The sequence below is a fragment of the Janthinobacterium glycogeni genome (genome assembly GCF_051380725.1).
Lineage (GTDB): Bacteria > Pseudomonadota > Gammaproteobacteria > Burkholderiales > Burkholderiaceae_D > Janthinobacterium.
Map to the genome: position 1 here is coordinate 138,265 of NZ_JBNYXP010000010.1, position 19,967 is coordinate 158,231.

At 66.9% G+C, this 19,967-nt stretch carries 14 protein-coding genes; 7 read left to right on the forward strand and 7 right to left on the reverse strand.

The features are described from left to right. The first annotated feature begins 6 nt into the window (after positions 1-6). The gene (locus tag ACQ4W4_RS21840; protein WP_436543750.1) at positions 7-1,710 is read left to right on the forward strand and encodes a hypothetical protein; all 1,704 of its coding nucleotides are present in this window, start codon (positions 7-9) and stop codon (positions 1,708-1,710) included. Between the two features lie 13 nt (positions 1,711-1,723). Then, positions 1,724-2,107, forward strand: a complete 384-nt coding sequence (locus tag ACQ4W4_RS21845) for a hypothetical protein (RefSeq protein WP_436543751.1) — start codon at positions 1,724-1,726, stop codon at positions 2,105-2,107. 9 nt (positions 2,108-2,116) lie between these two features. Here the strand turns inward: ACQ4W4_RS21845 and ACQ4W4_RS21850 are convergent, their stop codons facing one another. Further along, positions 2,117-2,344: a hypothetical protein gene (locus ACQ4W4_RS21850; RefSeq protein WP_070291560.1), complete on the reverse strand. Its 228-nt coding sequence runs from the start codon at positions 2,342-2,344 to the stop codon at positions 2,117-2,119. Positions 2,345-2,488: 144 nt separating this feature from the next. Between ACQ4W4_RS21850 and ACQ4W4_RS21855 the strand changes: the two genes are divergently transcribed. Together ACQ4W4_RS21855 and ACQ4W4_RS21860 are read left to right on the forward strand one after the other, a co-directional pair. After that, positions 2,489-3,682: a prenyltransferase/squalene oxidase repeat-containing protein gene (locus tag ACQ4W4_RS21855; RefSeq protein ID WP_436543752.1), complete on the forward strand. Its 1,194-nt coding sequence runs from the start codon at positions 2,489-2,491 to the stop codon at positions 3,680-3,682. Beyond that, positions 3,675-4,604, forward strand: coding sequence for an AAC(3) family N-acetyltransferase (locus tag ACQ4W4_RS21860; protein ID WP_436543753.1), 930 nt, complete (start codon positions 3,675-3,677; stop codon positions 4,602-4,604). Before ACQ4W4_RS21855 ends, ACQ4W4_RS21860 begins: the two co-directional genes overlap by 8 nt. Positions 4,605-4,661: 57 nt before the next feature. On the opposite strand, the gene ACQ4W4_RS21865 is transcribed toward ACQ4W4_RS21860, so the two are convergent. Continuing rightward, a complete protein-coding gene (locus ACQ4W4_RS21865; protein WP_436543754.1) occupies positions 4,662-6,929 on the reverse strand; it encodes an OPT family oligopeptide transporter in 2,268 nt (755 codons plus the stop codon). 259 nt (positions 6,930-7,188) lie between these two features. On the opposite strand from ACQ4W4_RS21865, the gene ACQ4W4_RS21870 reads away from it, so the two are divergent. Then, entirely contained in the window at positions 7,189-9,468 is a 2,280-nt protein-coding gene (locus ACQ4W4_RS21870; protein WP_436543755.1) for a penicillin-binding protein 1A, read from the forward strand. A 96-nt stretch (positions 9,469-9,564) separates the two neighbouring features. Here the strand turns inward: ACQ4W4_RS21870 and ACQ4W4_RS21875 are convergent, their stop codons facing one another. Further along, positions 9,565-10,218 (reverse strand): TetR/AcrR family transcriptional regulator, encoded by a 654-nt coding sequence (locus tag ACQ4W4_RS21875; RefSeq protein WP_436543756.1) that lies wholly within the window; start codon positions 10,216-10,218, stop codon positions 9,565-9,567. A gap of 360 nt (positions 10,219-10,578) precedes the next feature. Between ACQ4W4_RS21875 and ACQ4W4_RS21880 the strand changes: the two genes are divergently transcribed. Beyond that, positions 10,579-11,493, forward strand: a complete 915-nt coding sequence (locus ACQ4W4_RS21880; protein ID WP_436543757.1) for a lipase family alpha/beta hydrolase — start codon at positions 10,579-10,581, stop codon at positions 11,491-11,493. A gap of 10 nt (positions 11,494-11,503) precedes the next feature. Then, positions 11,504-12,424, forward strand: a complete 921-nt coding sequence (locus tag ACQ4W4_RS21885; protein WP_436543758.1) for a lipase secretion chaperone — start codon at positions 11,504-11,506, stop codon at positions 12,422-12,424. 3 nt (positions 12,425-12,427) lie between these two features. Here the strand turns inward: ACQ4W4_RS21885 and ACQ4W4_RS21890 are convergent, their stop codons facing one another. The 4 genes from ACQ4W4_RS21890 to ACQ4W4_RS21905 all read right to left on the reverse strand — a co-directional run bounded on the left by ACQ4W4_RS21890 (position 12,428) and on the right by ACQ4W4_RS21905 (position 19,900). Beyond that, entirely contained in the window at positions 12,428-15,157 is a 2,730-nt protein-coding gene (locus ACQ4W4_RS21890) for an ATP-binding protein (protein ID WP_436543759.1), read from the reverse strand. Positions 15,158-15,256: 99 nt separating this feature from the next. Continuing rightward, positions 15,257-16,174, reverse strand: a complete 918-nt coding sequence (locus ACQ4W4_RS21895; protein ID WP_436543760.1) for a putative bifunctional diguanylate cyclase/phosphodiesterase — start codon at positions 16,172-16,174, stop codon at positions 15,257-15,259. Next, positions 16,174-17,772 carry a methyl-accepting chemotaxis protein gene (locus ACQ4W4_RS21900; protein ID WP_436543761.1) on the reverse strand — a complete coding sequence of 533 codons (1,599 nt, stop codon included), beginning with the start codon at positions 17,770-17,772 and terminating at the stop codon, positions 16,174-16,176. The genes ACQ4W4_RS21895 and ACQ4W4_RS21900 overlap by 1 nt, the downstream gene beginning before the upstream one ends. 340 nt (positions 17,773-18,112) lie before the next feature. Continuing rightward, entirely contained in the window at positions 18,113-19,900 is a 1,788-nt protein-coding gene (locus tag ACQ4W4_RS21905) for a methyl-accepting chemotaxis protein (RefSeq protein ID WP_436543762.1), read from the reverse strand. Between the last annotated feature and the right edge of the window lie 67 nt (positions 19,901-19,967).

Consider the following 19,967-nt stretch of genomic DNA (forward strand, 5'->3'; position numbering starts at 1 on the left):
ACCACGTTGCGCCAGCTGCTGACGGCCATCCTGCGCTTCCTGCTGCGCCACGCGCTGCAGTTCGCGCTGTTCATCGTCATCCTGCTGGCCGGCCGCCTGCTGCTGGCCGAATGGCGCGCCTACAGCGCCGGCAGCGAGGCCGTAGCCGCGCTCAGGCTGGCCGCCGACGGCGCCGATCATCATGGCGCCGGCCTGGCCGCCGCAACCACGGCGAGGGTCAACGCCCTGCAGCACGCTTCCCAGGCCGCCATCGCGGCCCGCCTGGCGCAAGTGCAGGCGCAATTGAGCGCCTTGCGCGCACGCCAGCAAGCGTCGCTGTTCACGCTGCCCCTGCCCGACCCGGGCACCCTGGCCCTGCACGCGCAGGACGAAGCGGCGCGCCGCGTGGAGATCGAAGTGCTGGCGCAGGAAGCCCGCTATCTGACCGCCCTGCAAGCGGTGGTCAAAGGCGAAGATGCGCGGCACACCTTGGCGCGCCTGCATGCGCAGCACGTCCAGGCTTATGCGGCGCTGCAAGAAAATGCGCGCCAGTGCCAGGAGCTGGAAGCGCGGCATCCGCTGGCGGCCCGCCTGCCCGGCAGCGACACCTACGCGCAGCTGTCGCGGCTCGAAGCCGAGGGCCAGCGCCTGCGCGACATCAACCTGCAAGCCTACAATGCCTGGGCGGCGCAGCGCGCCCGCACCGGCGATGCGGCGCATGCCGCCCATCCCGCACCATTCGCCATCGACGGGCCAGCGCTGGCTGGCGCGCTGGCGCCTGTGCAGGCGGCGATTGCGGCCGGAGAGAGCCAGCTGGCGCGCAACTGGATCGCCCGCTGGCGCGCGCCTGTGCTGGACGTGGCGCCCACGGCGGCCCTGCTGGTGCTGTCGGCCATCCTGCTGCCCGTCGCCATCAAGGCCTTCTTTTACTTCGTGCTGGCGCCCGTCGCCGCGCGTTTGCCGCCGTTGTCGATCGCGCGCGAACTGCAGCTGGCGGGCAGCTCCCTGCCCCTGCCGCCGCATGGCGAATCGCGCATCTCGGCCGTCTCGCAGGGCTTGCTGCTGCAGCCTGGCCAGCAGATGCTGATCCACCCCGAATACCTGCAATCGTCGCCCGTCAGCACGCACAAGCGCACGCAATGGCTGCTGGACTGGCGCTTCCCGTTCACCAGCCTGGCCGCCGGCATGGTGGCGCTGACGCGGCTGGAAAGCAGCGAGCCGGCATCCGTGACGATCTCCGCCAGCGACGACCCGCTGCTGGAAGTGGCCGTCGTCCACCTGCCCGCCGGCAGCGCATTGGTCTTCCAACCGCGGGGCCTCGTGGGCCTGGTCTGCGACTCGAATGAGCCGCTGGCGATATCGAGCCACTGGCGCCTGGGCAGCCTGCATGCCTGGCTCACCTTGCAGCTGCGCTTCATCGTCTTTCGCGGACCCGTCACCCTGATCGTGCGCGGCTGCCGCGGCGTGCGCCTGGAGCGGGCCGGCCAGGGCCGCGCCATCAGCCAGTCCGCCACCCTGGGTTTCACCACCGACGTGCTGTACTCGACGATGCGCAGCGAAACCTTCATCCCCTACCTGCGCGGCCAGCAAGCGCTGCTCAACGACCGCTTCGACGGCGAGCACGGCGTCTACCTGTACGAAGAAACCCCGCGCCACGGCAAGCAGCCGGGCAAGGTGGGCAGCTGGTTCGAGGGTTTCACGGACGCCATATTGAAAGTGTTCGGCATCTAGCCGCGAAAATACAATGGACGATTTCCTGTTTGCCGATTTTCTCGAGGACCATGCCGCGTATGCGGCGGCAGAGGCCTGGTGGCAGGCGCGCCTGGCCTTCCTCGACGGCCACTGCGCGCCGTATCTGCGCACCGCGTTCGCCAACGGCCAGCCATTCTATGACGGCAATCCCATCGTCAACCTGGCGGACCGCAACGCCGGCAAGGCGGCGCGCATCGTGCAGCAATGCCCGCAGGAATGCGGCCACGGGTACACGAGCTTCGAACAGGCCATCGAGCTGGCCGGCAGCGATGGACAGCATCGTGCGGCGCAGGAAAAGGTCATCGTGCTGACGTTGACGCAGACAACGGCGCAGACGGCCGAGGATGAGCTGCGCGCGTGGTTTGCGCCAGCGTAGGGCTGCCGACTACGCCGCAATCGAATGCGACACCGTCAGCCACTCGCCCGGCTGCAAATTCGCCGCCGCTTCGCGCGTGGCCAGCACGCTGTCCGGGTCCAGGTCGGAGCGGTTCAGCTTGTAGGAATAGGCGAAATCGTCGGCATCGAATGCCTGCCCCGCCTTGACGTAATACTTGAAACCGACAAAGGAGTCGGGATTGGTGACGACCGAATACTCAAGCGTGACAGTGTTCATGGCGGGCCTCGTCGGCGATGGTGATACAGCCATTATGCGTCAATTCCGGCGGCGGCGATGCGACGGCCAATCCTTGCGGTAAGTCAATAGCGCTGCCGATGGCCGGCGCTACAGTAGCCTGAGCCAACCACCGGATGGAATGCCATGCGCGCCTTGCTCGCGAAAATCAGGAACACGCTGTCGCCGCAGGCGGGCCTGCCGGCGGCGGCGCGCATGGAGCGGCTGTCGGACCGGCGCGGCCTGCCCGCCTTCGATCCCGGCCCGCAAGCCGTCGTCAAGGCCTGCACGGCCTGGCTATGCGCGGCGCAAGACCATTCCAGCTCAAACGACGGCGGCGTCGCGCGCGATTACAGCCTGCTGACAGGCTGGTCGAGCTCCTACCCGGAGACCACCGGCTACATTATCCCCACCATGATCGCCCTGGCGCAGCGCACGAGCGACGAGGGGGACGATGATGCGCTGCACGGGCGCGCGCGGCGCATGCTCGACTGGTGCCTGGCCATACAGTTCGCGCAAGGCGGTTTCCAGGGCGGGAAGATCGATTCCACGCCGCGCGTGCCCGTCACCTTCAACACGGGCCAGATCCTGCTGGGCCTGGCCGCCGGCGTGGACGCGTACGGTGCGGCCTACGAGGACGCCATGCACCGCGCGGCCAGCTGGCTGCGCGACAGCCAGGATGCGGACGGCTGCTGGCGCCGCCATCCGACGCCGTTCGCCAGCGCCGGCGACAAGGCCTACGAAACGCACGTGGCGTGGGGCTTGTTCGAAGCGGACCGCATCGCGCCGGGCCACGGCTATGGCGCGGCGGGCCTGCGCCAGGTCGACTGGGCGTTGACAAAACAGCGTCCCAATGGCTGGTTCGCCTCGAACTGCCTGGACAACCCGCTGCTGCCCCTGACCCACACCATCGGCTACGCCTTGCGCGGCGTACTCGAAGCGCACCGCTTCTCGGCACGCGCCGACCTGCTGGACGCCGCCGCGCGCACCGGCACGAGCGTCGCCAGGGCCGTGGCGGCCGACGGCTACCTGGCTGGCCGTCTCGGACCCGATTTCCAGCCGGGGGCCGGCTACGCCTGCCTCACGGGTTCAGCGCAAAACGCGCATTGTCTGTTCCTGCTGTACCAGCGCACGGGCGAGCGGCGCTACCTCGACGCGGGGCGCCGCCTGAATAGTTACGTGCGGCGCGCGGTCAGCATCGACGGCCCCGCGCACGCGCGCGGCGGCGTCAAGGGCTCGTTTCCCGTCGATGGCGACTACGGCGCCTGGGCTTACCTGAATTGGGCCGCCAAATTCTGCATCGATGCGAACCTGCTGGAATTGGAGTTAAGCCATGCTTGACGGGGCCAGGCGCGCCGCCAGGGCCGCGCTGCAAGCGTGGCGCCGCGCCGCCGGCGTCCGGCACGTGCGCCAGAGCAGGCCCCACGTGACGCGCGCCGCCTTGGCCGCCGATCTTGCGCGGCTGGGCATCGCGCCGGGCGATACGCTGTTCGTGCATTCCTCGCTGAAAAGCCTGGGCTATGTGGAAGGCGGCGCGCTGGCCGTGGTCCATGCCCTGCAGGACGCCGTCGGCCCGCAAGGCGCCCTGCTGCTGCCCGCCTACTACCTGCCCGGCGGCACCGTGCGCGCCGCCTGCGCCATGCAGGACTATGTGTTCGACCCGCGCCGCCATGGCACGCACATGGGGCGCCTGCCCGAAGCGTTCCTCGCCAGCGCCGGTGTCCGGCGCAGCATCCACCCCACCCATTCCGTGTCGGCGTGGGGCCGCCATGCCGACGCTCTCACCGAGGCGCATCACCGCGCGCCGTCGATCTTCGGCGTGGATTCGCCCTGGCAGCGCTTCATCGGCTGCGAGCAGGCAAAGGTGCTGGGCCTGGGCATTTCCATGGGACCGGTGACGTTCTATCACGCGCTGGAAGACGCCATGGGCGAGGCCTTTCCCGTGCCCGTGTGGGAAGACAAAACGGAACTACTGGCCTGCCTGGACCACGCCGGCCGGCGCTGGGAGGTGCCCGTGCGCCCTTTCGATCCGGCAGTCGCGCAGCGCCGCATCGACCATCCCGGCCGCGGCGACCTGCGCGACTACTTTCACCGGGAATTCGACGCCGCCGGCCTGCGCATCAACGGGCAAGTGGGCGATGCAGCATCGTGGTGGATTCCGGCGCAGGGGTTTTATGACCACCTGCGCCGCCTGGCGGCCGACAACGTGACGATCTACGCCAGCGCGGAAGAACTGGCGGCGCGGCCCATCGGGCGCGCATAAAAAAAACCGCCCGGATCATCATGACACCGGGCGGTTTTCATTGGAGTGTTTAAAACATCAAGCCTGCGGGCTGTTCGTCTTTTTCTCTCTGGCGACGACATACAGCAGCACGATGATGACGGCATACGGCAGCAGCGACAGCGCATCCGAGTGCAGGCCCGCGTAGAACGGGTTGCCGTGTTCGGCCCAGTCGGCCATCATCTGGTCGAAGTGCGTGAGCACGCCGGCCGTGATCGCGATGATGATGCCGGCCAGCGCGCCGCCGGCGATGTAGCCAGACGCCAGCAGCACGCCCGAACTGCGGTCGCCCGCCAGCTGGCGCTCTTCTTCATTGAGCTTGGCGTTGTGTTCCAGCTTGTTGTTGCGGCGGTCCGCCAGCCAGCGCACCAGGCCGCCGACGAAGATCGGCAAGGTCGACGACAGCGGCAGGTACACGCCGACCGAAAACGCCAGCGACGGGATGCCGGCCATCTCCAGCACCACGGCGATCATCACGCCGAACAGCACCAGGGTCCACGGCAGTTGCTGGTCGAGGATGCCCTTGATGATGTAGGACATCAGCACGGCCTTCGGCGCGTCGTATTTTTTGACTTCCGAGCCGTCCGGACGCTTGCTGTAATGGCCGTTGATGCCCGGATCGACCAGGTAAGCGAGCTGGCCGTCTTCCTTGACGAAATACTTGCCGGCCGGGCCGCCCACGGTGTCAGTCTTTTGCCAGACTTTGTACGTGTTGTGGTCCGTCTCGGCTTGCGGGCCATGCAGCTCGCCCGTCGCCGTCAGCTTCGACGCGTCGACCGTCAGGCCAGGCGCCACTTGCGCGGCCGGCACGTAGACGGTGCTCGCCTCATTCAGTTTCAGCAGAATCGGACCGAGGATCAGCGCCGACGACAGCGCGCCGGCCAGGATCGCGTACTGCTGCAGGCGCGGCGTGGCGCCCACCAGGTAGCCGGTCTTCAGGTCTTGCGACGTGGTGCCCGCATTGCTGGCGGCGATGCAGACGATGGCGCCCACCGACAGGGCCGTCACATAGTAACGTCCGCCCGTCCAGCCCATGATCAGGAAGATCAGGCAGGTAAACAGCAAGGTGGCCACGGCCATGCCGGAGATCGGGTTCGACGAGGAGCCGATTTCGCCCGTCAGGCGCGACGAGACGGTGGCGAACAGGAAACCGAAGACGAGGATCAGCAGCGCGCCGAGGAAATTCATGTGCAGCGGCGTGGCGAAGGTGATCACGGCGATGATGGACAGGCAGCCGATGACGACCCATTTCAGGGGGATGTCCTGGTCCGTGCGCAAGGTGGAATCGGTCTTGACGCCCTTGCCGATGCCCTTCAGGCCGGCCGACAGGCTGCGCCAGATCATGGGCATGGCGCGCACCAGCGAAATCAGGCCGCCGGCGGCCACGGCGCCCGCGCCGATGTACAGCACGTAGGCGCTGCGCACGTCGTCCGCGCCCATTTCGCTGATCAACTTGGTGCCCGGCGACAGGACCGTGGTCAGGCTGTCGCCGAAAAACTTGATCATCGGGATCAGGAGCAGGTACGACAGCACGCCGCCGGCCGCCATGGTGGCGGCGATGCGCGGGCCGATGATGTAGCCCACGCCCAGCAATTCAGGGGAGATTTCGGCGCCGATGGAGCCGCCCTTGAGCGGCGCGGCGAATTCCACGCCCGGCGTATCCTTCCAGCCCTTGAACGAGATATTGAAGACTTTATACAGCAGGCCGACGGCGAAACCGCCGAAGATGATCTTGGCGCGGCGCTTGGCGTCCAGCGCGGCGGCCGAATCCTTCTCGATGCTTTCGCCGGCGGCGATGCGCGATTCTTCCGTGGCGGCCGCCTTGAGCACTTCGGCGCACGCCGTGCCTTCGGGGAATTTGAGTTCCTTGTGCTGGTCGACGATCATGGTGCGGCGCATGGGGATCATCATCAGGATGCCCAGCAGGCCGCCGAGGACACCGACCAGCATGACCCGCGAGATTTCCAGGTCGAAGCCCAGGATCAGGATGGCGGGCATGGTCACGCCCAGGCCGAAGGCCAGCGATTCGCCGGCCGAACCGGCCGTTTGCGTGATGCTGTTTTCCAGGATCGACGAATCCTTGCCGCCCACCTTCTTGGCCAGGCCGAACAGGGTGATGGCGATTACGGCGACGGGGATCGAGGCGCTGACGGTCAGGCCCACCTTCAGCACCAGGTAGAGCGAGGAGGCGCCAAAGACCATCCCCAGGATGACGCCCATGAACAGCGCGCGGAAGGTCATCTCGGGCAGCTTCGCATCGGCCGGAATATACGGCTTCACGGCGCTCGGCATTGCATCTTTTGCCATAAATAAATCCTTAATTGTATAAAATAAACAGCCCGGATTGACGCCCGGGCTATTTGCTTGAAGCCGAGACTATCGCACAGCCGCGTTTCGATGAAAAGGTTTTTTGCTCCCGCTCCCGAGGCCGGCCCTGCCGCCCTGTCCGCACGGGAAGCGCTGGCGCATTGGTCTATAATCGCTGCCACCGTGCCTTGCACGCTCACGTGAGACTGCCTTGACTGCCAAACGATCCGGATTCCCCTGGCCTTCCCGCCGCGCCACCGTGCGCGCTATCATCCTCGCCGGCTGCGCCGCGCTGGCCGCCGCCGTCCTGCTGGCCGCCTGGCTGTTCCTGTACGTGCGCCCCCGCCTGCCCGAGCTGGGCGTCATCACCGACTACCAGCCGAAGATACCGCTGCGCGTGTACACGGCCGACAATGTGCTGATCGGCGAGTTCGGCGAGGAACACCGCGACTTCGTGCCGATCGCGCAAGTGCCGGAAATGATGAAAAAGGCCTTGCTGGCCATCGAGGACAGCCGCTTCTACGAACACCACGGCATCGACTTCGTGCGCGCCGGCGGCGCCGTGCTGTCGAACCTGCGCCATGGCTTCGGCCACGGCGGCGGCTCCACCATCACCATGCAGGTGGCGCGCAACTTCTTCCTGACGCGCGAAAAAGTCGCCTCGCGCAAGCTCAATGAAATCATGCTGGCCCTGAAGATCGAGGCTGCCCTGTCGAAGGAGCAGATTCTCGAGCTGTACATGAACCAGATGTACCTGGGCCAGCGCTCGTTCGGTTTCGGCAGCGCGGCGCAGACCTACTTCGGCAAGCCGCTGAATGAGCTGTCGATCGCGGAAATGGCCATGCTGGCGGGCCTGCCGCAAAATCCGTCGCGCCACAACCCGATCAGCAATCCGAAAAAAGCGCACGCGCGCCAGCAGCTGGTATTGAAACGCATGCGCGAACTCGATTACATCAGCGAAGGCCAGTACCGGCAGGCGCTGGCGCAGCCGCTGCATATCAACAGCCGCGGCAAGCAGGGTTTCGATACGCACGCCGAATACGTGGCCGAACTGGCGCGCCAGGCCGTCTACGCGCAATTCAAGGAAGACAGCTATACCAAGGGCATCAGCGTCTACACGACGATTTTGAAAGCGGACCAGGACGCGGCCTACGCCTCGACGCGCCGCAACGTCATCGCCTACGACCAGCGCCACGGCTACCGCGGCCCGGAAACCTTCATCGACATGCCGGCTGACCCCGAGCAGCGCGACGACGCCATCGATGCTGCGCTGCAAAAACGCCCTGACAGCGACGGCCTGATCGCCGCCGTCGTCACGGAAGTTGCCAGCGGCAAGGTGGTGGCCGACATCGGCGATGGCGACGCCAAGGCCATCACGGGCGACGGCTTGCGCTTCGCCGCCCCGGCACTGTCCGCCAAGGCGGGCGCCGGCATCAAGCTGCGCCCGGGCGCCGTCATCCGCATCACCCAGGACGGCAAGGGCAACTGGGCCATCACGCAAGTGCCGCTGGTGGCCGCCGCCTTCGTCTCGCTCGACGCCGACACGGGCGCCTACCACGCCATGGTGGGCGGCTTCGACTACAACCTGCAAAAGTTCAACCACGTCACGCAAGCCTGGCGCCAGCCCGGCTCGGCCATGAAGCCCTTCGTGTATTCGGCGGCGCTGGAAAAAGGCTTTTCGCCGGCCACCCTGATCAACGACGTGCCTTTGGCACTGCAGGCGGGCGGCAAGGTGTGGGCGCCGCAGAACGACGACTTCAAGTTCGACGGCCCCATCACCATGCGCTATGCGCTGGCGCAGTCGAAGAACGTGGCTTCGGTGCGCATCCTGCGCGCGCTGGGGGTGTCGTACACGCACGACTTCCTGGAAAAATTCGGTTTCGATCCAAAGCGCCAGCCGAACAATCTGACCATGGCGTTAGGCACGGGTTCCGTCACGCCTGTGCAGATGGCGGGCGCCTACGCCCTCTTCGCCAATGGCGGCCACCAGGTGGAACCGTATTTGATCGACCGCATCGTCGACGCCAGGGGCATGGTATTGATGCAGACCAAGCCGCCCGCGCCGAACGACGACAAGACCCTGGCGCTGGACCCGCGCAACGCCTTCGTGATGGACAGCATGCTGCGCGAAGTGGCGCGCACGGGCACGGGCGCGGCGGCGACGAAAAAACTGGGCCGCAGCGACATCGCCGGCAAGACGGGCACCACCAGCGACGCCGTCGACGGCTGGTTCGCCGGCTACAGCGGCGGCATCGTGGCGGTGGCGTGGATGGGCTATGACGAGCCCAAATCGCTGGGCGGACGCGAATTCGGAGCGACCCTGGCCATGCCGATCTGGATCGACTACATGCGCACCGCGCTCTCCACGCGTCCGCAGGTGACGCGCGACGTGCCGGCGGGCCTGAGCCAGGTCGACGGCGAATGGCTGTACGATGAATTCATCGACATGAATGGCGTCAAGACGCTGGACATGGAGGCGGAGACGCCGACTGACCCGGCGGCAGTGCCGGAGACGCTGCCCATAGAAACTACGAACTGATGAACCCGTAGGTCGGGTTAGCCGGCACGGCGTAACCCGACATGAGCCGCCGTCCGCGCGTGTCGGATTACGCTACGCTAATCCGACCTACCTCATCTACGTCTTGACCATGCTCAGGTATCCGCGCACCGTACCGACGACGCTATCGGCGAAATCGTCGACATTGACCTTCGCCGCGCGGTACTTCCAGCGTTTCACGTACCAGTCCTGGAACAGGGCCAGGCAGTGCGCCGCCAGCAAGGTGGGATCGCCCTGCGGCTTCGGTTCGATTTCGGCGATGGTGGCGGCGATCAGGGTCTGCACATACAGTTCCGAATTCTTCGCCATGCTGCGCTGCTCCACCTGCAGCACGCGCGAATCCATGAAGACGAAATAAAACCACGGCTGCAGCACTTCGGACAGGTAGATCGACGAGCGTATCATCGCTTCGAGGCGGTCCAGCGGCGACTTCACGTCGGCAAACAGCAGCGGCAAGGCTTGCGTCGCGTAGCGCACCACGTCTTCGATCATTTCGGCCAGTTGATCCTTGCTGGTGATGTAGCCATACAGGCCGCCCATCGACAGCCCCGTTTCGCGGCACAGGTCGCGCAAGCTCATGGCGCGGAAACCCACGTCATTGGCCAGGCGAAAAGTAGCGACGAAGATGCGTTCGAGATTTTCCAGCGCCGGCTTGCGGCGCTTGACGCCGATGCGCTCCGCGTGGCGGTCAAGAATATATTCCCAGATGTTTTCGCCATTTAATGGCGTCATCTGCTGAAACTGTTCAAAATTAAAATGGGTCGACAAGTGCATTCCCAAGTAACGGTGTATGAGCAATGTAAGACAGCACCTGGGCGGCGCTGCAAGACGGCGGGACGGCTGATGCGGGGCCGATTATAGCTCAGGAAAACAACTATTTGACTTTTCAACTATGCAATGGGCCCATACGCAAGGCCAAATCCCCACAGTTATTGCGCTGCATCATGCAATTCACTGCAATTTAAATCCAGCGGTGCTACATTTAAAAGGCCGAGCGCTCGCTATATTTAATGCATCGATAGAATGTGCAGGAGCGCGCGGCGAATCGCTACAGCATCGACATTTCCATATTATTCAAATAACGGAGACAAAATGAAGACTCGCTTCTGGCAACTGCTATCGACCCTGCTGTTTTCCCTCGCCATCCTGCCCGGCAGCGCCAGCGCCGCCGGCTACACGCAAACGAAATATCCGATCGTGCTCGTGCACGGCCTGTTCGGCTTCGACAAGCTCGGACCCGTCGAATATTTTTATGGCGTCCCCGACGCCCTGCGCAGCGGCGGCGCGCAAGTGTATGTGACCACCGTGTCGGCCGCCAACAGCACGGAAGTGCGCGGCGAGCAGCTGCTGTCGCAGGTGCGGCAAATCCTCGCCGCCACGGGGGCGGCCAAGGTCAATCTGATCGGCCATAGCCACGGCGGCCCCACGGCCCGCTACGTCGCTTCCGTGCGCCCAGACCTGGTGGCGTCCGTCACCAGCGTGGCCGGCGTCAACAAGGGTTCGAAGGTGGCCGATATCCTCAGCGGCGCCATTCCCAACACCAGCGGTGCGCTGGGCAACGCGCTCGCCTCCCTGATCGGCATTTTGTCGGGCAACAAGGGACTGCCGCAAAATGCGGGCGCCTCGCTCACGTCCCTGTCCACGGCCGGCTCACTGGCTTTTAATGGCCGTCACCCGCAAGGCGTGCCGACCACCGCCTGCGGCGAAGGCGCCTACCAGGTGCAAGGCGTGTACTATTTCTCGTGGAGCGGCGCGCAGCCGTACACGAATGTGCTCGACGTGGGCGACCCGGCGCTGGCAGCCATCAGCCTGGCCTTCGGCGGCGTGAAGAACGATGGCCTGGTGAGCAGCTGCTCCAGCCACCTGGGCAAGGTGATCCGCGACGACTACGCCATGAACCATCTCGATGAAGTCAACCAGTTCGTCGGCATCGTCAACCTGTTCGAAACGAACCCCGTCACCGTCTTCCGCCAGCAAGCCAACCGCCTGCAAGGCCTGGGACTGTAAGGAGATGCGCATGCACGCGAAATGGATCATCGGCGGCAGCCTGGCGGCCCTGGCTCTGTACCTGGCGCTGCGGCCGGGAGAACCGCCGGCTCCGCCGCCGGAAAAGCCGGAACCCGACCTGTTCGCGTTCGTGCGCTCGATGGAAGGCACGCGGCCCGACGGCAACGTGACGGTGGCCGCCGGCGACAAGCTGGTGGTCGACGCGGAACTGGGCCACCTGTTCGACTACTACCTGGCGGGCCTCGGTGAAAAACCGCTGGCCGCCATCCGCAGCCAGATCGAGGCGGAACTGGACCGCCGCCTGGCGCCCGTCCCCGCCCGCGAAGCCAGGCGCCTGCTGGGGGCGTACCTGGCCTACAAGCAGGCGCTGGCCGGTGCGGAACAGGCCTTGCCCGCGCAAGCCGATGCGGCCCTGGCGGCGCGCGCGCGCCTGCAAGCGATGCGCGCCCTGCGCGGCAATTATTTTACGCCCGAGGAAAGCGCGGGCCTGTTCGGCGCCGGCGACGCCTACGACGACGATGCCGTGGCGCGCATGAGCATCCTCGGCGACACCTCGCTCGACGAGGCGCAGCGCCAAGCGCAACTGGCCGCGCTGGACCAGAAAATGTCGCCCGCCCAGCGCGATGCGCGCGACGCGCCCGTCAGGGTGGCGCAGCTGGACGCCTCGGTGAAGGCGTTGCGGGCCCAGGGCGGCGGCGAGAACGAAGTCTACCGCCTGCGCGCCAGCACCTTCACGCCAGCGGCGGCGGCGCGTCTGGCGGAACTGGACCGCGAGGAATCGCAGTGGCAGCAGCGCATCATCGCGTATCAGGCGCAGAAGGCGCAGCAGGCCAGCCTGCCCGGCGGCGCGCAGGATGCGGCAGCCCTGCAGCAGCTGCGCGACGCCAGTTTCACGCCGGAGGAACAACGCCGGCTGGGCGCCTACGAATAGCGCTCACGCCAGCTGCGCCAGCAAGGCCGCCGCCGCCATCACGTCCGTCGTGTCGCGCCCCTGCCGGTAGCCGGCATGGACGGGGGCCAGCACGGCATGCGCGGCGGCGCGGCATCCCTGCGCCTGCAGCACGGCCGCCAGGCTGGTGGCGCAGCGCAGCTCCCAGCCCGGCGCCTGCTGGCCCCTGGCCAGCAGCAGCGCTTCATCCAGTTGCGCGCGCACCGCTTCCAGGCCGGCCGCATCGTCTTGCGCCAGCGCCCGCCAGCGGTGGTGCGCGTCGCGGCGCAGCACTTCCGGCGCGCTCCACGGCGCCAGCCCCATGCGCGCGCGGCGCAGCGCCCCGCTGTCGGCGGCCGCGTCGTGCAGGGTGGCCATCAAATCGACCTGTATCGGCCAGCTGCGCACCGAAGGCCAGGGAAAATCCGTCAGCGCCTCGCCCCCATCGAGCAGGCGCTGGTAGGCGGCCCCCCAGGCGCTCCAGTACAGCAAGCCATAGCGGCCCGCATGCTCGCACAGCAGGCAAGTCCAGGCATGCGCCAGTCCCCCCTGCCCGCACCACAGGGCGACAGGAATGGCATTGACGGCCAGCGCCACGCACAGCGTGACGCCATTGTGCTCGAAGCCCACCGCCACCGCCTCGCGCGCCAGCGCCAGGGCGTCGTCGGGGCGGCCCTGCATCCACAGGCAGCGCGCCAGCGTGCCGCGCAGGCAAACCTGCTGATCGGCCAGCAAGGCATTGTTGAAGCCGGGGTGCCCCGCGCCCTCCGGATGCGCGAGCACCATGCGCGCCAGCGCCGCCGACTGCGCGTAGCGTCCCTGCACATACTCGCCCACGGCCCGCATGCGCGCCAGCACCAGCTGCATCGCCGCGTCGTCGCGCGCCTCGCACAGGACGGCAAGCTCGGTGACGTAACTGTCGGCGCGCTGGAAATCGGCCAGCTTCAGGCAGCAGATCCACATGCCGCAAATCGCCTCAAAGCGGCGATTGCCATCGTCCGTGCGCATGGCCAGCGCATAGCCGCGCTGGAACGAACGCAGCATGGTGCCGGTGATGCCCTGCGTATGCAACAGCAGGTGCGCCTGCAAGCCATGCAGCCGCATCTCGCTGTCAGGGTCGTCCACCGCATGCGTGGCCATGCGCTCGAGCGCCCGCTCCACGCGCACGCGGTATTCATCCATCAGCGACAGCTGATAGAACAGGGTTTGCGCGGCCAGGGTCAGCGCCACGCCCAGCGCCACGTCGCCGTCCTCGCCGAAGGCCCAGTCGATGGCGGCGCGCAGGTCGTCGACATGGCGGCCATAGCGCGCGCTCCAGTGCGCCGGCGGCATGCTGCCCCAGTCGGTGGCGATGCGGCCGGCCAGGCCCAGGCAATGGCGCGCATGGCGCAGCAGCACGGCGCCCGCGCCACCGCCCGCCGACAGCTGCGCGCCAGCATAGGCGCGCGTGGTGTCGAGCAGCCGGTAATACACGTGCTGGCGGCAAAACTCGATGCTGACGAGGGACTTCGCGGCCAGGTCGGCCACGGTGTCGAACACGTCGCATCCCGCCACGGCGCTGGCCGACTCCAGGCGGAAGCGGCTCTTGAACACGCTCAGCGCCTGCAGCACCTGGCGCTCTTGCGCGTCGAGCAGGCCGTAGCTCCAGTCCAGGGTGGCGCGCAGGGTCTGGTGGCGCAAGGGCATGTTGCGCGCGCCGCGCGTGAGCAGGCGAAAGCGGTCGTCCAGCTGGCGGCGCAATTCATGCAGGCCGAAATGGCCAATGCGCCCGGCCGCCAGTTCCAGCGCCAGCGGGATGCCGTCGAGACGCCGGCAGATGTCCACCACCACAGGCACGTCGGCATCGGCCAGCACGAACGCATCGTCGACGGCCGCGCAGCGTTCGCAAAACAGCTGCACCGCGGCGAAATGCCGGGCCGCCGCCGCATCGGGCACGGCGTCGGCCGGCGGCAATTCCAGCGCGGGCAGGCGCTGCAACTGCTCGCTGATGAGGCGCATCGGCTCGCGGCTGGTGGCCAGCACGTGCAGCAGCGGCGCGCCCTTGAGCAAGGCGTCGGCCAGCGTGGCGGCCGCGCCGATCACGTGCTCGCAGTTATCGAGCACGATCAGCATATGGCGCGGGCGCAGGTAGGCCAGCAGGAGCGGCATGGGGTCGCCGGCCGGCACCGCCACCCCCAACGCCGTGGCCAGCGCCAGCGGCACCAGGCGGCCCTCTTCCAGCGGCGACAGGTCGACGAAACACACGCCGTCGGCATAGCGGCGCAGCACGCGCGTGGCCAGGACGACGGCCAGGGTGGTCTTGCCGATGCCGCCCGGACCGGCAATGCACAGCAGGCGCAATTGCAGCAACTGGTTGGCCATCGTTTGCAGCACTTCCGCGCGCCCCAGCATGCGCGTCAGCATGACGGGCAGGTTGTGTCGCGGCTCGGCGCCACCCGCACCGGGCGCCTGCCGGCCCGTGTGCGCCAACGGCGCCAGGAAGCCGTAGCCGCGCCCGGGAATGGTGGTGATGTAGCGCTGGCCATCGCGGCCATCGCCGAGCGCCTTGCGCAGCGCCGCCAGGTGCACGCGCAAGGTCGCGTCATCGACCACGGCATTGGGCCAGACGATGGCCACCAGTTCATGCTTGTCGACGATGTCGCCGGCGCGCTCCAGCAGCGCCAGCAGCAAGTCCATGGCCCGGCTGCCCAGGCGCAGCGCGCGGTCGCCCTCGAACAGCAGGCGTTCTAGCGGCAAAAGGCGAAACGGGCCGAAGACATAGGCCGGGACAGGACTGTTTATCATTCTTGCGTGGGGGAGGTGGTGTTAAAGCACGCGGCTTGCAGTGGCCATATTCTACTGAGCATCCGCGCCAGGCCGCATGGCGCCATGTTGCGGCACCGTTACAAGGCCGGCGGACAGCAGCGCTGCCGCCTCGGCCGCGGGCGCCGGGCGGTGCAGATAGAAGCCCTGCACCTGGGGGCAGCCCAGCCGCCGCAGCTGCGCCAGCTGCGCGCCGTTTTCCACGCCCTCTGCCAGCGCCTGCAAACCCAGGCCGCGCGCCAGCGCGATGGTCGAAGCGACGATCACGGCGTCGCTCCCACTGCTATCGAGGTCGCGAATGAAGCAGCGGTCGATCTTGATGGTGTGGATCGGCAGCATCCTGACATGGCTGAGCCCCGAATGACCGGTACCATAGTCGTCGAGCGAAATGGCCAGTCCCAGCGCGCGCAGCCGGCGCAGTCCCTGCGTCGCCTGCGCCATGTCATCGATGCAGCAGCTCTCCGTCACTTCCAGCTCCAGCAGGCCGGGCGCGATGGCGTGGCGCCGCAGGCAGCCCAGCACGAAGTCGGGCAAGCCCGGCTGGCACAACTGGCGCGCCGAGACATTCACCGCCACCGGCACCAAAGGCAGGCCCGCCGTGCGCCACTGCGCCAGCTGGCGGCAGGCCGCATCGATGCCCCAGTTGCCCAGCGCGACGATGGCGTCAGTGCGCTCGGCCAGGCCGATGAATTCGTTCGGGTAGACCAGGCCGTGGCGCGGATGGTGCCAGCGCAGCAGCGCTTCCAGGCCGACCAGGCGCAGCTGCGCCGTATCGAACTTGCCCTGGTAGTGAAAACAGAATTCGCCGTCGACGATGGCGCGGTCCAGGCGCGCCTGCAGCTCCCGGCTGCGCGCCGACGCCATGGGCTGGCCGCCCTGCCCCTCGCGCGCCTCGCGCCGCGCCCACCACAACGCGACGCAGCCGCGCCAGAACCTCGCCAGGCGCGCCACTAGGCCAGCAGACGCGGCACGGTCGGCGCGCTCCGGCGCGGCAAGCTGTGCGCGGGCCCCTGCCGCAGGCGAAACACGCTGACCACCTGCAGCAGCTGCGCAGCCTCGCTCTCCAGCGATTGCGACGCGGCCGCCGCCTCTTCCACCAGGGCGGCGTTCTGCTGCGTCACTTCATCCATCTGCACGACGGCCTGGCTGACCTGGCCGATGCCCGTGCTTTGCTCGGCGCTGGCGGCCGTGATGTCGGCCACCATCTGGCTCACGCGCCCCACGGCCGCCACCACTTCCTGCATCGTGGCGCCCGCCTGCGCCACGAGGGCCGCGCCCGCGTCCACCTGCTGCGTGGAGGTGGCGATCAGGGCGCGGATATCGCGCGCCGCCGCCGCGCTGCGCTGCGCCAGGTTGCGCACTTCCGTCGCGACGACGGCAAAACCGCGCCCCTGCTCGCCGGCACGCGCCGCTTCCACGGCCGCATTCAGGGCCAGGATATTCGTCTGAAAGGCCAGCATGTCGATCACGCCGATGATGTCGGCAATCTGCGCCGACGACGCGCTGATGGCGTCCATCGTATGGATCACCTGGCCCACGGCTTGCCCGCCGGCGCCGGCGATGGTCGCCGCCTCGACGGCCAGCACGCTGGCGTGGCGGGCATTGTCCGCGTTCTGCTGCACCGTCGAACTGAGTTCCTCCATGGCCGATGCGGTCTGTTCGAGCGAGCTTGCCTGCTCCTCGGTGCGCGAAGACAGGTCGATATTGCCGGCCGCGATCTGCGACGAGGCCGTGGCGATGGTGTCGGTACCGCCGCGTACCCGCTGCACGATCTCGAGCAGGTTGCCGTTCATGATGCACAGCGCGTCGAGCAGCTTGCCCGTTTCATCGCCGGCGTGGCGGCCAAAGGTCGACGTCAGGTCGCCGGCGGCCACCGTCTGCGCCACCGTCAACGCGTGCTGCAGCGGATGGACGATGCTGCGCGTGACCAGCCAGGCCGTGACGAGCGAAAAGAGCACGGCCAGGGCGCTCAGGGCCAGCATCATGTTGCGCGCCGTGACGTATTCATCGTGCACCTGGGCGCCCGCCTCCTCCATCAGCTCATGCTGGTGCGCGATGAGGCTTTCCAGCGCCGCCATGTAGCGCAGCTGCTCGCCGCGCACGGCGCCGAGCAGCAAAGCCGTCGCTTCGTCGCGTGCGCCCTCTTCCAGCAGGGCCAGTACCTTGTCGCGCCCGCCGTTGAACGCGGCGCGCGCCTGCGTCACGGCCGCCATCAGGGCGCGGCCGCGTGGCGACAGCACCACCTTTTCCAGCTGCGCCAGTGCCTTTTCCGTTTCGCCGCCCGCCCTGGCGATGGTGGCGCGTTCCTGCGCCAGCTGCTGCGGCTCCGTCATCAGCAGCAGGTTGCGCGAGGAGCGCGCGATGATGTTGACATGCTTGATGATGTCGTTGGCCAGCACGGTTTTCGGATATTTGTCGTCGATCACGTCGCGCATGCGCAGTTCCAGGCTGGACAAGTGCAGCATGCCCAGCACGGCGGTCGCCAGCAGCAGCAAGGTCAACAACGCAAAGGCGCAGCGCAGGCGCGTGCCGATTTTCATATTTGCCATCTTCATTCGCATCCTTCAGTGTGGTGCATCGGTCATCGCCCGGCTCGCATGCAAGGCTGACGGCAATGGCTGCCGCCTGCCACGAATGGCCGGACGCAGCAGGCGGAAGGGTCAGCCGGGATGTGGCCGAGGCGGGAACAAGGGTGGTACGGCAGGCAGTGTGAGTTATCTCACAAGCAATGTCGCGTTAAGTTTTGAAAAGATTTGCTTAGATGGCAAAACAGCTATTTTTGTAACGCTGTTTTTTTGGTAAGTAGTAACCGCAGTGCGCGCCTGTGTGCGCATGCAAAAACGGCCGCGCGAGGCGGCCGTCGGTAGCGCATGGGGCGCCGTCACTCCATCAGAACACTTCCCACTCGTCGTCGCGCGGCGCGCTCTGGCGCTGGGACGGCACGGCGCGCAGGGCCGGGCGGCCCGCTGCGGAGCGTGATGCGGGACGCGATGCCTGACCCGCTGCGGGGCGCTTCGGCGCGGCGCTGGCCACCGCGGTGCGCGGCGCGGCCGGCTTTGCGTTCGCGCTTGCGCGCGCGCCAGGCGCCTGGGCGCCATCGAGCTTGAAGACGCTGACCACCTGGGCCAGCTGGCCCGATTGCTCCTGCAAGGATTCGGCCGCGGCGGCCGCCTCTTCCACCAGGGCCGCGTTTTGCTGCGTCACCTGATCCATCTGGCCGATGGCCTGGTTGATCTGGTCGATGCCCGAGCTTTGCTCCTGCGTCGCCAGGCTGATTTCCGCCATGATGTCCGTCACGCGCTGCACGCTCGAGACGATTTCGGCCATCGTACTGCCCGCCTCGGCCACCAGCTTGCTGCCCGTGTCGACGGCCACGACGGAGTCGCCGATCAGGGTCTTGATTTCCTTGGCGGCCGCCGCCGAGCGTTGCGCCAGATTGCGCACCTCGCTGGCCACGACCGCAAAGCCGCGTCCCTGCTCGCCCGCGCGCGCCGCTTCCACGGCCGCATTCAGGGCCAGGATATTCGTCTGGAAGGCGATGCCGTCGATGACGGAAATGATGTCGACGATCTTGCGCGACGAGTCGTTGATGGCGTCCATGGTTTCGACCACCTTGCCCACTACGGCGCCGCCCTTCACCGCCACGCCCGAGGCGGAGAGCGCCAGCTGATTCGCTTGCTGGGCGTTGTCGGCGTTTTGCCGCACGGTGGACGTCAGCTCTTCCATCGACGATGCCGTCTCTTCCAGCGAACTGGCCTGCTCTTCCGTGCGCGAAGACAGGTCCAGGTTGCCGCTGGCAATTTCCGACGAGGCCGTGGCGATCGTCTCCGTGCCGCTGCGCACCTGGCCGACGATGTTGACCAGGCTGGAATTCATGTCTTTCAGCGCCTGCAGCAGCTGGCCCGTTTCTTCCGTCGTGTGCACCTCGATGTGGCTGGTCAAGTCGCCCGAGGCCACCGTTTGCGCCACTTTCACGGCCGAATTGATCGGCTGCGTGATGGCCCGCGTGATGTAGGCGGCGCAGCCGATGCCCAGCGCGGAGGCCAGCAAACCGAGGATGACCATCAGGCTTTCCGAGCGGATCACGGCCGCGCTGCCTTCCTTGACGCTGGCATCGGCCACGCCGTTATTGAGCTTGATGATCTCGTTGAGCGTGGCTTCGGCCTTGCCGAACAGGCTGCGCGAATCCTGGTATTGCTTGTAGAACGCCACGAACAGCTCTTTCTGCCGCGGCTCGTCGCGGTTGTCGGCCAGCTGGCGCAGGATGGCGCGCACCTTGTCGTCATCGCCCTTCCAGGCGGCCCATTCCTCCAGGAAGCGCTTCCACAGCACGGCTTCCTCGGGGGTTTGCGGCAGCGGCTCGTACAACTTGCGGCCCGCCTCGATATTGCTCCAGGCCTTGGTGCGCAGCTGCAGCGCTTCCGCGAACTTGTCCTGTGCCTGGTAATTGTTTTCATAGATGGCGGCCGTCAGGGTGGCGGCGGCGACGGCCGTCTGGCCCTCGTTCATCATCATCAGGCCCTGGATCGACGGCAGGCGCACCACGCCGATCTCATTGACGGCGGTCCCCACGGTGGCGATGCCCGTGTAGCCGCTGATGCCCACTACCAGCAAGGCCACCATCATCACGGCAACGAGCGTCGCCAGCTTCCATTTGATCAGTAAATTTTTAAACATGGCTAGGTCCTTTATAAAGTCACGACGACTGCTGGCGAAGTTGGGGCTGGCATGTTCGAGTAAAACA